Below are 13,565 nucleotides of genomic sequence, written 5' to 3' on the forward strand. Positions count from 1 at the left end.
CAACAACCGGCATCGGGCCAGCCGATGGTCTGCAGGCCAGGGCGTTCGGCGGGCTCGCAACGGGCGCTTGACGTTACGGCCTTGCTGCATTAGTAAACCGATCAGTTAATTAACCGATCGGTTTAGTTGATGTCGCCGGACCACCTCAGCGCCACGCTCTCTGCCCTCGCCGATCCAACGCGGCGGGCCATCCTGGCGCGCCTCGCGCTGGGGGAAACCTCCGTCAAGGAGTTGGCGGAGCCCTTCGCGATGAGCCTCCCGGCCGTCTCGAAGCATCTGAAGGTGCTCGAGAAGGCGGGCCTGATCTCGCGTGGTCGCGAGGCCCAGTGGCGGCCCTGCCGGCTCGATCCCGGCCCGCTGCGCGATGTGGCCGCCTGGCTCGAGCACTACCGGGTCTTCTGGGACCAGAGCCTGGACAGGCTGGAGAGCATGATCCTGGAGCTGAGGACTGAGGACCAGAATGCGGCGCTGTCGCTGAGGCCGCCTTCGCAGGAGGAGGGCGGACAATGATCGCGGCCCGTCATCGCCCGGGAATGCAGGCGGTCTTGTCTGCTCGCAATGAGATCTTAGATCCCAATCAAACAACTTTGGAGAGCATCATGTCTCTATCGATTACCGAGCCCGCCTTCGCGGAGCCAAGAGCTAAACTCTGGACGGGACGGGTGCTGAGCGGCGTCGTCGTCGCGTTCCTGCTGTTCGACGGCGGCATCAAGCTGGCGCCCCTGCAGGTGGTCAACGATACGCTGCAGCAGCTGGGATATTCCGGAAGCAACGAGCTGGCCCGGGGGCTCGGCGTCATGACGCTGATCATTGCGCTGCTCTATGCCTATCCCCGCACCTCCATTCTTGGCGCCGTGCTGCTTACGGGGCTGCTTGGCGGTGCCATGGCGACGCATCTGCGGGTCGGCAGCCCGCTCTTCAGCCACCTTTTCTTTGGGCTCTATCTCGGCCTCATGGCCTGGGGCGGACTCTACCTGCGCGATCCGAGGCTGCGCGCACTCATCCCGCTGCGAAGCGCCTAGCAGCTCTCGCCACTCCATCTCGATCCGTCACAGGAGCGTTCCGTGCTCAACACCTTTCTCTGGGCCATTGCCGCCATTCTCGCCCTCGGCATCGTCATCGTGCTTGTCCTGGCCGCGATGAAGCCCGACAGTTTCCGTGTCCAACGCTCGCTTGCCATCAACGCGCCGCCCGAGCAGGTCTTTCCGTTGATCAATGGGTTCCGAAGCTGGGGTGCCTGGTCGCCCTGGGAGAAGAAAGACCCGGCGATGAAGCGCAGCTTCAGCGGTGCGGAAAGCGGCATCGGCGCGGTCTATGCCTGGGATGGCGACAAGAATGTCGGCCAGGGGCGTATGGAGATCGTCGAGGCCTCGGCTCCGCGCAAGGTTGGATTGAGGCTCGATTTCATCAAGCCCTTCGAGGCTCATAACGAGGTCACATTCGCCCTCGAACCTCGCGGGGCAGTGACCGAGGTGATCTGGACCATGACCGGCCCGGCACCGTTCCTCGCCCGGATCATGCACGTCTTCTTCAACGTCGATCGCATGATCGGAGGCGATTTCGAGACCGGCCTCGCCAATCTGAAGATGGCGGCCGAGCGCTAGACCTGTCTCATGTCCCGAAGATCCAGCACAGAGGAGGATAAGCCCATGCAGACTGTCGAACCGCAGGACGAGCATCGCTGGCTTCAGCAGCTCGTCGGCAACTGGACCTACGAATCGAACTGCTCGCCTGACAAGCCGGACGAGATCTTCAAGGGCTCGGAGACCTTTCGTTCCATCGGCGATCTCTGGGTTGTTGGGGAGAGCACGAGCGAGATGCCTGGCGGCGGTGCCTCAACCATGCAGATCACGCTCGGATTCGACCCCCAGAAGGGCCGTTTCGTCGGAACTTGGCTTGGCTCGATGATGGCGATGATCTGGGCCTATGAAGGTTTTCTCGACGACAGCCGCAAGATCCTGACGCTCGAATCCGAAGGGCCAAGCTTCTCCGGAGACGGCACGACGGCGAAATACCGGGACATCATCGAGCTCAGGAGCCCGACCGAACGACTGTTCTATTCGAAGGTCCTTGGCGCCGACGGCAACTGGACCGAGTTCATGAAGGCCCACTACCAGAAGACCTGATCAGCCAGCTCATCCGGGCCGGCATGACCGGCCGTTTCTCAAGGGAATAGCCCCATGAAGCTCTCGACTTATCTGATGTTCGACGGCAATTGCGAAGAAGCGTTCACGACCTACCAGAAGGTGCTCGGCGGCAAGATCACCGCGATGATGAGCCATGAAGGCACGCCGGCGGAGAACGACGTCTCGCCGGACTGGCGCAAGAAGATCATCCACGCCTGCCTGGAACTCGACGGCCAGATGCTGATGGCGTCCGATGCGCCGCCGGACCGCAGCAGCGGCCCGATGCGCAGCGTCTATGTCAACGTCATGGTCAAGGAGGTCGCGGAGGCCGAGCGCATCTTCAAGGGGCTCTCGGAGGGCGGTCAGATCCAGATGCCGATCGGGGAGACCTTCTGGTCCAAGAGCTTCGGCATGCTGACCGACCGCTTCGGTACGCATTGGATGGTCAATGCCGAGTTCAAGAACGGATGAGCGCTGGCTTGTCCGAAAGGGGCCTCGCCGACATGGCCGCCGCGATGCGCGGCCATGTCACGCGCGGTGCCGTCGCCGGGATCGCCACGCTGATCGCCCGGGGTGATGACGTGCATGTCGAGACGTTCGGCCTCGCCGATCTCGACAGTGCCACGCCGATGCGTCGCGATACGATCGTCCGCATTGCCTCGATGACGAAGCCCATGCTGGCGGTCGTAGCTCTGTCGCTGGTCGAGGATGGAGCGATCGGGCTCGATGATGCCGTCGAGCCCTGGTTGCCGGAGCTGGCAGACCGCCGGGTCCTGCGCAGCATCGCTGGCCCGCTCGACGATACCGTGCCGGCCAAGCGATCCATCACCTTGCGCGATTTGCTGACGCTGAGGCTCGGCATCGGCGCCATCATGGCGCCGCCGGGCCGTTACCCGATCCAGCAGGCAATGGCCGATGCCGGCGTCGCGCCCGGTCCAATGAACCCTGAGATGTCGCCCGATGCGTGGATGAAACAGCTCGGCGCCTTGCCGTTGATCCACCAGCCGGGTGAAGTCTGGATGTATCATACCGGTTTCGACGTGCTCTCAGTGCTCCTGGCCAGGGTTGCCGGCAAGCCGCTTGACGATCTCATGCAGGAACGTCTGTTTCGACCGCTGGGCATGGTCGATACCGGTTTCAGCGCGCCGGCGGGCGAGGTCGAACGACTGGCCAGCGCCTATCATCTCGATACGGAATTGGGCCGGCTCGTCCTGTTCGATCGCGGCGCCGAGGGGGCGTTTGCCCGCGCGCCCGCCTTTCCCTGCGAGCTGGTCTCGACGGCCGATGATGTCCTGAGGTTCGGGCACATGCTTCTGGCGCGCGGGCAGCACGGCGGGCAGCGCATCCTCTCGCCAGGGATGGTCGAGCAGATGACGCGGGATCAGATCACGCCGGAGCAGAAGGCGGTTTCGCCGTTCTTCCCGGGCTTCTGGGAGAGCACGGGCTGGGGTTTCGGCCTTGGGATCGCGACGCAGCCCGACCCCATCTCGGCGGTTCCGGGGCGCTATGGCTGGGAAGGCGGGTTCGGCACCAGCCTCAATATCGACCCGTATCGGGACCTCGTCACGGTCTTCCTGAGCCAGAGACTGATGCAGAGTCCGGAAGACGCCGCCCTCAGCCAGGAATTCCAGGTCCTGGCCTATCGGGCGGTCGCCGACTGAGGGGCGTCAGCTGAAGATGCTGTAGGCCAGCAGGCCGGCGATCAGCCACAGGGCCCAGTTACCCCAGCGGTTGCGCCGGGCTTCGGCCCGGCCGATCTCCTGGATGCTGCGTTCGTCCAGGACAAAGCCCTGGCGCGAGGCATCCTCGAGTTGTCCCAGCACGCGCTCGGCCCGAGCGGCCGTTTCGGGAAGGCTGGCGAGCGTCGAGAGCATGGACTGGGCGCCTCGGCCGACCTCCTCGATCTTGCCGAGAGGGCCGAGATTGCGGGTGATCCACTCGCGCACCACCGGCTCGGCCGTCTTCCACATGTCGAGCTGCGGATCGAGCGAGCGCGCTACACCTTCGACCACGACCATGGTCTTCTGCAGCATCACGAGCTCGGTCCGGGTCGCCATATCGAACAGCCCGGTGATCTCGAAGAGCAGGGTCAGAACCTTCGCCATCGAGATCTCGTCGGCACGCCGATCATGGATCGGCTCGCCGACGGCCCGAATCGCCTGCGCGAAGTCCGCAACATCGTGATGGGCCGGAACATAGCCTGCCTCGAAATGGACCCGGGCCACGCGGGCGTAGTCACGCGTGATGAAGCCGAGCAGGATCTCGGCGAGGAACCGGCGTTCCTTCAGGCCGAGTCGGCCCATGATGCCGCCATCGACCGCAACCAGCCGGCCCTGCGCATCGACGAACAGGTTCCCCGGATGCATGTCGGCATGGAAGAAGCCGTCGCGGATGGCGTGCTTCAGGAAGGACTGGATGACGGTGCGGCCGAGCGCCACGAGGTCATGGCCGGCAGCACGCAATGCTTCGACGTCGGAGAGGCGAATGCCGTCGATCCATTCGTCGACGAGCACCTCGCGGGCCGTCAGCTGCCAGTCTGGCTTCGGGACGCGGAAATCGGCATCGTCCCTGGTGTTCTCGGCGAATTCCGAGAGCGCTGCGGCCTCGAGGCGAAGGTCCATTTCCATGGTGACGGAGCGCGCCAGCGTCTCGACCACGCCGGAGAAACGCAGACGGCGCGCCTCATGCGAGCGGCTCTCGGCGAGTTCGGCGCCGAAGCGCATCGCCGCCAGGTCACGGTTGAAACGGTCACGGATGCCGGGCCGAAGCACCTTGACCGCGACCTCCGAGCCATCCTTCAGCCGTGCGCGGTGGACCTGCGCGATCGAGGCGGCCGCGACGGGCTCGCCGAATTCGGAGAACAGGGCTTCGACCGGCTCGCCATGCGCGGCTTCGATTGCGACGCGTGCCTGTTCCATCGGGAACGGCGCCATCCTGTCCTGCAGCGCCGACAGATCTTCGGCGATCTTCATCCCGACCACATCTGGCCGCGTCGCCAGAAACTGGCCGAACTTGACATAGGACGGGCCGAGCCGGGTCATCGCAGCGGCAAGGCGCGTGGCCGAGGAGCCGGCGCCCCGGCGCTCGATTAGCCGGCCGACCCTGATCAGCGCGCGCGCTGCGGGCGGCAGAACCGACGGATCCACGAGCGCGAGCGCGCCTTCGCGAGCCAGAACGAAACCAACCCGCGCCATGCGGGTGAAATGGGCGATTGAGGAGATCATGCTGGAAGGCGGGCCGTCACAGCTTCCAGCCGGAATGCAGCGCCACGACCCCACCGGTCATGGGCGTGAAGCGCGCGCGCCGGAAGCCAGCTGCGGCGATCATGTCGGCGAAAACCTGCGGCTTCGGGAATTTGCGGATTGATTCGACGAGATAGCGATAGGGCTCGGCATCTCCCGTCACGAGCCTGCCCATCGGTGGGATCAGGTTGAAGGAATAGGTCTCGTAGATCTTGTCGAGCACCGGCACGTCGACATGGCTGAATTCGAGGCAAAGGAAGCGGCCGCCGCGCTTCAGGACGCGGTGCGCTTCGGCCAGCGCCTTGTCGATGCGCGGCACGTTGCGAATGCCGAAGGCGATCGTATAGGCGTCGAAACTGTTGTCCGGCAGGCCGAGCTCCTCGGCATTGCCCTGGACGAAGCGGATGCGGCCATCGTCGGGAAAGCGCTTCTGAGCGCGTTCGCGTCCGACGCTTAGCATCTCGCCATTGATATCGAGCACCGTCACCTCGGTTGCGGGGCCGCCGGCTTCCAGGACCTGGAAGGCCACATCGCCTGTGCCGCCGGCCACGTCGAGATGGCGGAAAGCCCGGTCGCGCGGCGGCTTCAGCGTCGAGATCAGGGCATCCTTCCAGAGCCGGTGCAGGCCAGCCGACATCAGGTCGTTCATCAGGTCGTAGCGGCCGGCGACCTTGTGGAAGACGTCGTCGACCTTGGCCTGCTTCTCGGCGAGCGGCACGGTCTCGAAGCCGAAATGGGTGGTATCGGAGGCTGCTGTCACGGCTTGGCCCGGAGCTTGTGTTCTGGTGAGGCGGTAACTAGAGCCGGATGAATAGCGAAACGAGCGGGCCTTGTCGCGGCCCGTCTCGACGCATGCTGAAGAGCGAAGTGCAATGCCCGAGCTTCCCGAGGTCGAAACCGTCCGCCGTGGGCTGGAGCCCGCCATGCTCGGCCAGGTGCTCACCCGGGTCGAGCAGCGCCGGCCTGATCTGCGCTTTCCACTGCCGGAGCATTTCGTCGAGCGCCTGACCGGGCGGCGGGTCGAAGGTCTGTCGCGCCGCGCCAAATACCTGATCGCCGATCTCGATGATGGCGAGGCGCTGATCATGCATCTCGGCATGAGCGGCCGTTTCGTGGTCGAGGCGCCGGGTACGCCACCCACCGAACCTGGCGCCTATTACAACGAGATCGGCCGGCACCTGCAGCACGACCATGTCGTCTTCCATCTCGGTTCGGGAGCGCGCGTCACCTATAACGATGTCCGTCGCTTCGGCTTCATGGACCTCCTGCCGCGGGCCGAGCTGGAGACCTCGAAGCATTTCGCGGGAATGGGAATCGAACCGTTGGGCAACGAGCTCTCCGGCGAAGTCCTGGCCAAGCTCTTTGCCGGCAAGCTCGCGCCGTTGAAGGCTGCGCTGCTCGACCAGCGGCTCGTGGCTGGCCTCGGCAATATCTATGTCTGCGAGGCGCTGTTCCGGGCGGGGCTTCACCCGGAAGCGGCGGCCGGTACGATCGCGACGCCAACCGGTCGGCCCCGCGAGGCAGCTCATGCGCTCGCACAGATCATTCGCGAGGTTCTCGAGGAGGCGGTGGCCGCTGGCGGCTCGACCTTGCGCGATTTCGCCCATGCCGACGGCTCGCTCGGTTATTTCCAACACCGCTTCAAGGTCTATGACCGCGAGGACGACCCATGTGTCACGCCCGGCTGCGGCGGCCTGGTGAAGCGGCTCGTCCAGTCCGGTCGCTCGACCTTCTATTGCGAGCGTTGCCAACCGAAACGCTGAGCCAACGTCATTTCGTGCGGAGCGGCGTCGGCAGGCACAACCGCCGCAGGTCCGAAAGCCGCCTTTGCGCGGCCGCGCATGGACCGCGCCCGCTGCCCCCGCTAATGCTTCAGCCGAAGCATCATCCGGGAGGCCGCCATGGCTTATGAGACCATTCTCGTCGAGGTGAAGGGCAAGGTGGGCGTCATCACGCTGAACCGCCCGCAGGCGCTGAATGCGCTCAACGGCCAGCTGATCGGCGAAGTCAACGCCGCGATCGATGGTTTCGAGAGGGATGCCGGCATCGGCTGCATCATCATCACCGGCTCGGAGAAGGCCTTTGCCGCCGGCGCCGACATTAAGGAGATGCAGGCGCGCACCTTCCCCGAGACCTATCTCGACGACAAATTCGAGCCGTGGGACCGCATTGGCCAGCGCCGGAAGCCGATCATCGCGGCGGTCGCGGGCTTTGCGCTCGGCGGCGGCTGTGAACTTGCCATGATGTGCGATTTCATCATCGCCGCGGACAATGCCCGCTTCGGCCAGCCGGAGATCAATCTGGGTGTCATTCCCGGCGCCGGCGGCACGCAGCGCCTGACCAGGGCGATCGGCAAGGCCAAAGCCATGGATCTCTGCCTCACCGGCCGCATGATGGACGTGAACGAGGCGGAGCGCTCCGGCCTCGTCGCCCGTATCGTTCCGCTGGCCGACCTGATGAAGGAAGCGCTCAAGGCGGCCGAGGCGATTGCGGCGAAATCGCTGCCCTCGGTGATGATGGTCAAGGAATCCGTCAACCGGGCCTTCGAGGTCACCCTGAACGAAGGCCTGCGCTTCGAGCGGCGGGTGTTCTCCTCGCTTTTCGCTACGCAGGATCAGAAGGAAGGGATGGCCGCCTTCTCCGAGAAGCGGCCGCCGGATTTCAAGAACCGCTGAGCGCGGCCATGAACGGGACGAATGCCGGGACCGACGATCTTTGATTTGCGGCTCGGCCCCGCTTGCTGACACGATGCGGGTTCTCTTCGAAGCTTAGGGATACCAGATGACCGCTGCCGCTCCTTCCGCCACCGGCGGGCTCGTCCTGCCGACCTATGAGGATGTCGTGACGGCGGCGGGCCGTCTCCAGGGCATCGCACACCGGACGCCGGCATTGACCTCGCGGACTGCCAATGCCCGCACCGAAGCCTCGCTGGTCTTCAAGGCCGAGAACCTGCAGCGCATGGGCGCCTTCAAGTTCCGTGGCGCCTTCAACGCGATTTCAGCGCTGAGCGCCGAACAGAAGCGCGCCGGGGTCGTCACCTTCTCCTCGGGCAATCACGCTCAGGCGATCGCCCTGTCGGGCAAGTTGCTTGGCGTGCCGACCGTCATCCTGATGCCGCAGGATGCGCCTGCCGCGAAGGTTGCGGCGACCCGTGGCTATGGCGCCGAGGTCGTGCTCTTCGACCGCTACAGCCAGGATCGTGACGCGCTCGGCCGCGAGCTGGCCGAGACGCGTGGGCTCGCCCTGATCCCGCCTTATGATCACCCCGATGTCATTGCCGGCCAGGGCACGGCGACCAAGGAATTGATCGAGGAGGCTGGCCCGCTCGACATCCTGCTGGTCCCCCTCGGTGGCGGCGGTTTGATCTCAGGCGCCGCTCTGGCGGCCAAGGCGCTCAACCCCGGTATCCGCGTCTTCGGCGTCGAACCGGAGGCCGGCAATGACGGCCAGCAATCCCTGCGCAGCGGCAAGATCGTCAAGATCGACGTGCCCAAGACCATTGCCGATGGCGCACAGACCGCCTTCCTCGGCCATTACACCTTCCCGATCATCCAGAGCCTGGTGGAGGATATCGTCACGGTGTCCGATGCGGCGCTGATCGAGACGATGCGCTTCTTCGCCGAGCGCATGAAGCTTGTGGTCGAGCCGACCGGCTGCCTTGCTGCCGCCGCTGCCTTCACCGGGACAGTCCCGGTTGCGGGCAAGCGCGTCGGCATCATCATCAGCGGCGGCAATGTCGATCTTGCTGCCTTTGCACGTTTTGTCGGGCCTTCCGCATGAGCCGGATCGAGACCATCGCCTCGCCTGAGGTGCCGGCCCCGGCGGGGCATTATGCGCATGCCGTGGCGTATAAGGACCTCGTCTTCGTCTCCGGCCAGCTCGCACCCCGCCCTGATGGCAGTCATACCTCCGCTGAGCCCTTCGCCGTCCAGGCGCAGCAGGCGCTGGCGAACATGTTCGCCATCCTCACGGCGGCGGGTTGTGCGCCGACCGATGTCGTCAAGGTCACGGCCTATCTGGTCGGGGTCGGCAACTGGCCCGAATTCAACCGGATCTACGCCGAGGTCTTCGGCGATCATCGCCCTGCGCGCTCGGTCGTGCCGGTGCCCGAGCTGCATCATGGCTACCTGATCGAGATCGAGGCTGTGGCGGTTCGAAGGGGCTGATCTGGCACTCCTGGCGTGATACAGCCATTCCGGCGTTGACGCGGCCCGTACAAGATACTATAGGCCAGCGTCTCGCGACGGCTAGCGCAAGCAACCGCCGCCGCACATGCATTTCAATCAAGGTAGCGGCCCGAGCCCGCCAGGCAAATCCGCCGGGTGTTCGGTCGCAATGAAGACGAGGACGATCGATGGCCAATACGACGTCGGCCAAGAAGGCCACGCGCAAGATCGCGCGGCGCACCGAGGTGAACAAGGCGCGCCGCAGCCGTATGCGCACCTTCCTGCGCAAGGTCGAGGAGGCAATCGCCTCGGGCGACAAGGGTGCCGCTGCGGAGGCGCTCAAGGCCGCTCAGCCCGAGATCATGCGCGCCGCTCAGAAGGGCGTCGTTCACAAGAACACCGCTTCGCGCAGGGTCTCGCGCCTGGCGCATCGGATCGGCGCTCTCGCTTCCTGAGCGGCGTTCTGCAGAGCAGTTTCAGACTAAAAAAGCCCGGCCGTCAGGTCGGGCTTTTTGTTTGCTGTGTTAATCGACCGTTAGGCAAACCTGACTGCCGCAGACGTGAAAAATTTCACCCGCGAGGCCGATTCCGTAATCTTTCCGCTGCGTTATGGGGTTGACTTCGGTTGTGGTTTCAGGGCGCGAAAAGGTCCTTTTTTTGCCTTTTGGTCGCGCAAATAAATCCCATATTTTTCATGATCTTAGCGGGCAAAGGAATCTGTTGTCGGGAATCGTCGGACCTTCTGCCTGCGTCTCTGCCGCTTCCTGAAAAAAAGATTCGCCCTCCGCGCGCAGCCTCCGCCGTAAAAAAAACGTTAAGTTCCCCAACCTATTGGGCCTGCCTTGCCCATAGGTCATAGGGCCCCTGAAAGGGCTTGAGTCTCCGAAGCCGGCTGACAGGGATATTGCCCCCGTTCGAGGCGCCCCTGTAAGGTCCCTTCATCGCCGGGCGGACAGCAATGACCTCCGGGGGTTTCCAGAGATTAACGGCGTTTTTGGCTCACGCCCCAGAGGGGAGAGGATGCGGCTCTTTGTCTGTTTGAGTTGAGATGAAGTAGCGGCTCCGTCCTTCGGCGAGCCTTCTAAGCGTAATCAGAAATCGACCGAGAGCCTGTCACCCGCCGGCGCATGCCGTCGAGTGGGCGTCATTCTCTTTGTCCAAACAACAGCTCCGGCCGGCGGTCCACTAAGAGCCGCCGCCGATGGCGCATCTCTTGATATTGAAATGGGGCACGAAATGTTCGAGCGGCAAGCCATGGACGAGATTACCGATGCGAAGGCTGTGCCGGCGTCTGTGATCGCGACCACGACTGCGAGCATCCAGGGTGAGGGGGCAGCGCTTTCCCTGACTGAAGCCTGGGACCGTGTGCGCCGCCGCCTGCGTGCCGAGCTCGGCGAGGATGTTTTCTCCAGCTGGTTCGCGCGTGTCGAGATCGGCGGCCTTGTCGATGGTGTGGCCTATCTCACAGTGCCGACCCGTTTCCTGAAGAGCTGGCTGGAGGCGCATTATGCCGAGCGCCTGCGGGCGCATTGCCTCGCCGAGTTGCCCGCAGCCAATGGCATCCTGCTCTCGGTGCGCCAGGCCGCCCGTGATGCCATTCCGGCCGCGGTCCGCGAAGCTGCCATGGCCGCTCCGCGCGCGGCGGCGCCTGAACCCGTCATTGCCGTTCGTTCGGCGGAGGCCGGGGCCCGGCCCTGCGAGCAGGAACTCGTCGACGCCTGCGGCACGATGCTCGACCGCCGCCTGAACTTCCAGAGCTTCATCGTCGGCAAGTCGAACCAGCTCGCCTTTGCCGCGGCCGAGCGGATTGCCGCGGCCCCCGCCGGAACGACCCCCTATAATCCGCTCTACCTTCATGCTGGGGTCGGGCTCGGCAAGACACATCTGCTGCAGGCGATTGCTCAGGATGCGCGCAATCATGGCAAACGCGTGGCCTATTTCACGGCCGATCGCTTCATGTACGGTTTCGTCGCGGCCCTGAAGTCGCAGACGGCGCTCGCCTTCAAGGAAAAGCTGCGCGGTATCGACCTGCTGATCGTCGACGACGTGCAGTTCATCCAGGGGCGCTCGATCCAGCAGGAGTTCGGCCACACGATCAACGCCTTGATCGATGCCGGCAAGCAGATCGTGGTCGCTGCCGATCGGCTCGCGAATGATCTCGAGGCGCTCGACGAACGCATCCGCTCGCGGCTGGCCGGTGGGCTCGTCGTCGAGGTCGGCGAGCTTGACGAGGCGCTGCGCGTGAAGATTCTCGGAAGCCGGCTGGAGTCGCTGCAAGCGGCGCATTCGAGCTTCCACGTCAATTCCGACGTGATCGCCTATGTCGCCCGCGTCATCACCGCCAATGGCCGCGATCTCGACGGTGCCGCCAATCGGCTGCTGGCCCATGCCACCTTGTCCGGCAATGCGGTGACGCTGGAAACGGCCGAGGCGGCGATCCGCGACCTCGTCCGGACCCGCGAGCCGCGCCGCGTCAAGATCGAGGACATCCAGAAGCTGGTCGCCACCCGCTACAATGTCAGCCGGGCGGACATTCTCTCCGAGCGCCGCACCGCGGCAGTCGTCAAGCCGCGCCAGATCGCGATGTATCTGTCCAAGGCGCTGACTCCGCGCTCGCTGCCGGAGATCGGGCGCCGCTTCGGTGGCCGCGATCACACGACCGTGCTGCACGCCGTGCGCAAGATCGAAAAGGCGATCGCCGAAGATCGTCTGCTGCATGACGAGGTCGATCTCCTGAAGCGGATGCTGCAGGAGTGAGCTGCCTGCCGCGCTATGCCCTGGAGGCGAGCGCGGCTTTGGCTGTGGCCGGTTGTGAGAGCGCCCTTGCGCCACCGGCGCGCGTCCTGCAATGTCGCGGGCCATTCCGTCGCCCGCGCAGCCGCTGCTCGGGCGCTAGCACGCCAGAAGACAGACGATGAAGGTCACGGTCGAACGTTCTACGCTGTTGAAGTCGCTGGGTCATGTCCACCGCGTGGTGGAACGCCGCAACACGATCCCGATCCTGTCGAACCTTTTGCTGAGCGCGGACGGTGCCGGCCTCAAGCTGAAGGCAACCGATCTCGACATCGAGGTCGTCGAGACGGTGCCAGCCGATGTTCCTGAGCCGGGCGCGACGACCGTGCCGGCACATACGCTCTACGATATCGTGCGCAAGCTGCCCGACGGCGCCCAGGTCTCGCTCGAGACGACGGGCGAAGCGGGGCTGACGCTCCGCTCTGGCCGCTCGCGCTTCATGCTGCAGACTCTGCCCGAGGGCGATTTCCCCGACATCACCGCGGGCGAGATGGCGCATCGCTTCACGCTCGCCGCGGGTGAGCTCAAGCGCCTGATCGACAAGACCCAGTTCGCGATCTCCACCGAGGAGACGCGTTACTATCTGAACGGCATCTATCTCCACACCATCGAAGTCGAAGGCCGCAGCCTGCTGCGCGCCGTCGCGACGGATGGGCACAGGCTTGCGCGTGTCGATACCGCAGCGCCGAGCGGGGCCGCCGGCATGCCCGGCGTGATCGTGCCGCGCAAGGCCGTGGCGGAAATCCAGAAGCTGCTGGAGGATGGCGATACCGAGGTCTCGGTCGAGCTCTCCGCCACCAAGATCCGTATCGCGACGCAGGCCGTGGTGCTGACGTCCAAGCTGATCGACGGCACCTTCCCGGATTATCAGCGAGTGATTCCAAGCGGAAACGACAAACGCCTGACGGTCGACAAGGGCGATTTTGCCGCCTCGGTCGATCGTGTCTCGACAATCTCCTCCGAGCGTGGCCGCGCGGTAAAGCTGTCCATCGCCGATGGTCGCCTGACCCTGTCGGTCACCAATCCCGATTCCGGGTCGGCAACCGAGGAGGTCGAGGTCGACTACGACGCGAGCCCGCTCGATATCGGTTTCAACGCCCGTTACTTGATGGATATCGCGGCGCAGCTCGACGGAGACACGGCGCTTCTCAAGCTTGCCGATCCCGGCTCGCCGACCGTGATTCAGGATCGCGAGGGTGCGTCGGCACTCTATGTGCTGATGCCGATGCGGGTTTAGG

The 13,565-nt window shown here is 64.7% G+C and carries 15 protein-coding genes; 13 read left to right on the top strand and 2 right to left on the bottom strand.

Going from position 1 to position 13,565, the window contains the following annotated elements; translation table 11 throughout:
* The first annotated feature begins 129 nt into the window (after positions 1-129).
* The 6 genes from AB4099_RS14520 to AB4099_RS14545 all read left to right on the top strand — a co-directional run bounded on the left by AB4099_RS14520 (position 130) and on the right by AB4099_RS14545 (position 3,787).
* Complete coding sequence (locus tag AB4099_RS14520) at positions 130-510, top strand: ArsR/SmtB family transcription factor (RefSeq protein ID WP_441478583.1); 381 nt, start codon at positions 130-132, stop codon at positions 508-510.
* An 89-nt stretch (positions 511-599) separates the two neighbouring features.
* Positions 600-1,022: a DoxX family protein gene (locus tag AB4099_RS14525; RefSeq protein WP_441478584.1), complete on the top strand. Its 423-nt coding sequence runs from the start codon at positions 600-602 to the stop codon at positions 1,020-1,022.
* Between the two features lie 42 nt (positions 1,023-1,064).
* The gene (locus AB4099_RS14530) at positions 1,065-1,604 is read left to right on the top strand and encodes an SRPBCC family protein (RefSeq protein ID WP_441478585.1); all 540 of its coding nucleotides are present in this window, start codon (positions 1,065-1,067) and stop codon (positions 1,602-1,604) included.
* A gap of 45 nt (positions 1,605-1,649) precedes the next feature.
* The gene (locus tag AB4099_RS14535) at positions 1,650-2,126 is read left to right on the top strand and encodes a DUF1579 domain-containing protein (RefSeq protein WP_113516845.1); all 477 of its coding nucleotides are present in this window, start codon (positions 1,650-1,652) and stop codon (positions 2,124-2,126) included.
* A 54-nt stretch (positions 2,127-2,180) separates the two neighbouring features.
* Positions 2,181-2,597 (top strand): VOC family protein, encoded by a 417-nt coding sequence (locus tag AB4099_RS14540; RefSeq protein ID WP_441478586.1) that lies wholly within the window; start codon positions 2,181-2,183, stop codon positions 2,595-2,597.
* An 8-nt stretch (positions 2,598-2,605) separates the two neighbouring features.
* Complete coding sequence (locus AB4099_RS14545; protein WP_441478587.1) at positions 2,606-3,787, top strand: serine hydrolase domain-containing protein; 1,182 nt, start codon at positions 2,606-2,608, stop codon at positions 3,785-3,787.
* Positions 3,788-3,793: 6 nt separating this feature from the next.
* Here AB4099_RS14545 and ubiB read toward each other — a convergent pair whose 3' ends face one another.
* A complete protein-coding gene (gene ubiB / locus AB4099_RS14550) occupies positions 3,794-5,350 on the bottom strand; it encodes a 2-polyprenylphenol 6-hydroxylase (RefSeq protein WP_441478588.1) in 1,557 nt (518 codons plus the stop codon).
* A gap of 16 nt (positions 5,351-5,366) precedes the next feature.
* Positions 5,367-6,128, bottom strand: a complete 762-nt coding sequence (gene ubiE, locus AB4099_RS14555) for a bifunctional demethylmenaquinone methyltransferase/2-methoxy-6-polyprenyl-1,4-benzoquinol methylase UbiE (protein ID WP_441478589.1) — start codon at positions 6,126-6,128, stop codon at positions 5,367-5,369.
* A 112-nt stretch (positions 6,129-6,240) separates the two neighbouring features.
* Here ubiE and mutM point away from each other — a divergent pair, with 112 nt between their 5' ends.
* The 7 genes from mutM to dnaN all read left to right on the top strand — a co-directional run bounded on the left by mutM (position 6,241) and on the right by dnaN (position 13,564).
* Positions 6,241-7,131 (top strand): bifunctional DNA-formamidopyrimidine glycosylase/DNA-(apurinic or apyrimidinic site) lyase, encoded by an 891-nt coding sequence (gene mutM / locus AB4099_RS14560; RefSeq protein WP_441478590.1) that lies wholly within the window; start codon positions 6,241-6,243, stop codon positions 7,129-7,131.
* Positions 7,132-7,269: 138 nt separating this feature from the next.
* The gene (locus tag AB4099_RS14565) at positions 7,270-8,043 is read left to right on the top strand and encodes an enoyl-CoA hydratase (protein ID WP_113516851.1); all 774 of its coding nucleotides are present in this window, start codon (positions 7,270-7,272) and stop codon (positions 8,041-8,043) included.
* Between the two features lie 106 nt (positions 8,044-8,149).
* Positions 8,150-9,148 carry a threo-3-hydroxy-L-aspartate ammonia-lyase gene (locus AB4099_RS14570; protein ID WP_113516852.1) on the top strand — a complete coding sequence of 333 codons (999 nt, stop codon included), beginning with the start codon at positions 8,150-8,152 and terminating at the stop codon, positions 9,146-9,148.
* Entirely contained in the window at positions 9,145-9,534 is a 390-nt protein-coding gene (locus tag AB4099_RS14575; RefSeq protein ID WP_113516853.1) for a RidA family protein, read from the top strand. The genes AB4099_RS14570 and AB4099_RS14575 overlap by 4 nt, the downstream gene beginning before the upstream one ends.
* Positions 9,535-9,722: 188 nt before the next feature.
* A complete protein-coding gene (rpsT, locus tag AB4099_RS14580; RefSeq protein WP_043234934.1) occupies positions 9,723-9,989 on the top strand; it encodes a 30S ribosomal protein S20 in 267 nt (88 codons plus the stop codon).
* Between the two features lie 781 nt (positions 9,990-10,770).
* Positions 10,771-12,291, top strand: a complete 1,521-nt coding sequence (gene dnaA / locus AB4099_RS14585) for a chromosomal replication initiator protein DnaA (RefSeq protein WP_441478591.1) — start codon at positions 10,771-10,773, stop codon at positions 12,289-12,291.
* Positions 12,292-12,448: 157 nt separating this feature from the next.
* Complete coding sequence (gene dnaN / locus AB4099_RS14590) at positions 12,449-13,564, top strand: DNA polymerase III subunit beta (RefSeq protein ID WP_069878403.1); 1,116 nt, start codon at positions 12,449-12,451, stop codon at positions 13,562-13,564.
* Position 13,565 lies beyond the last annotated feature (1 nt).

Origin of the sequence: Allobosea sp. 2KB_26 (assembly GCF_052115715.1) — a bacterium.
In the GTDB taxonomy this organism is placed as follows: Bacteria; Pseudomonadota; Alphaproteobacteria; order Rhizobiales; family Beijerinckiaceae; genus Allobosea.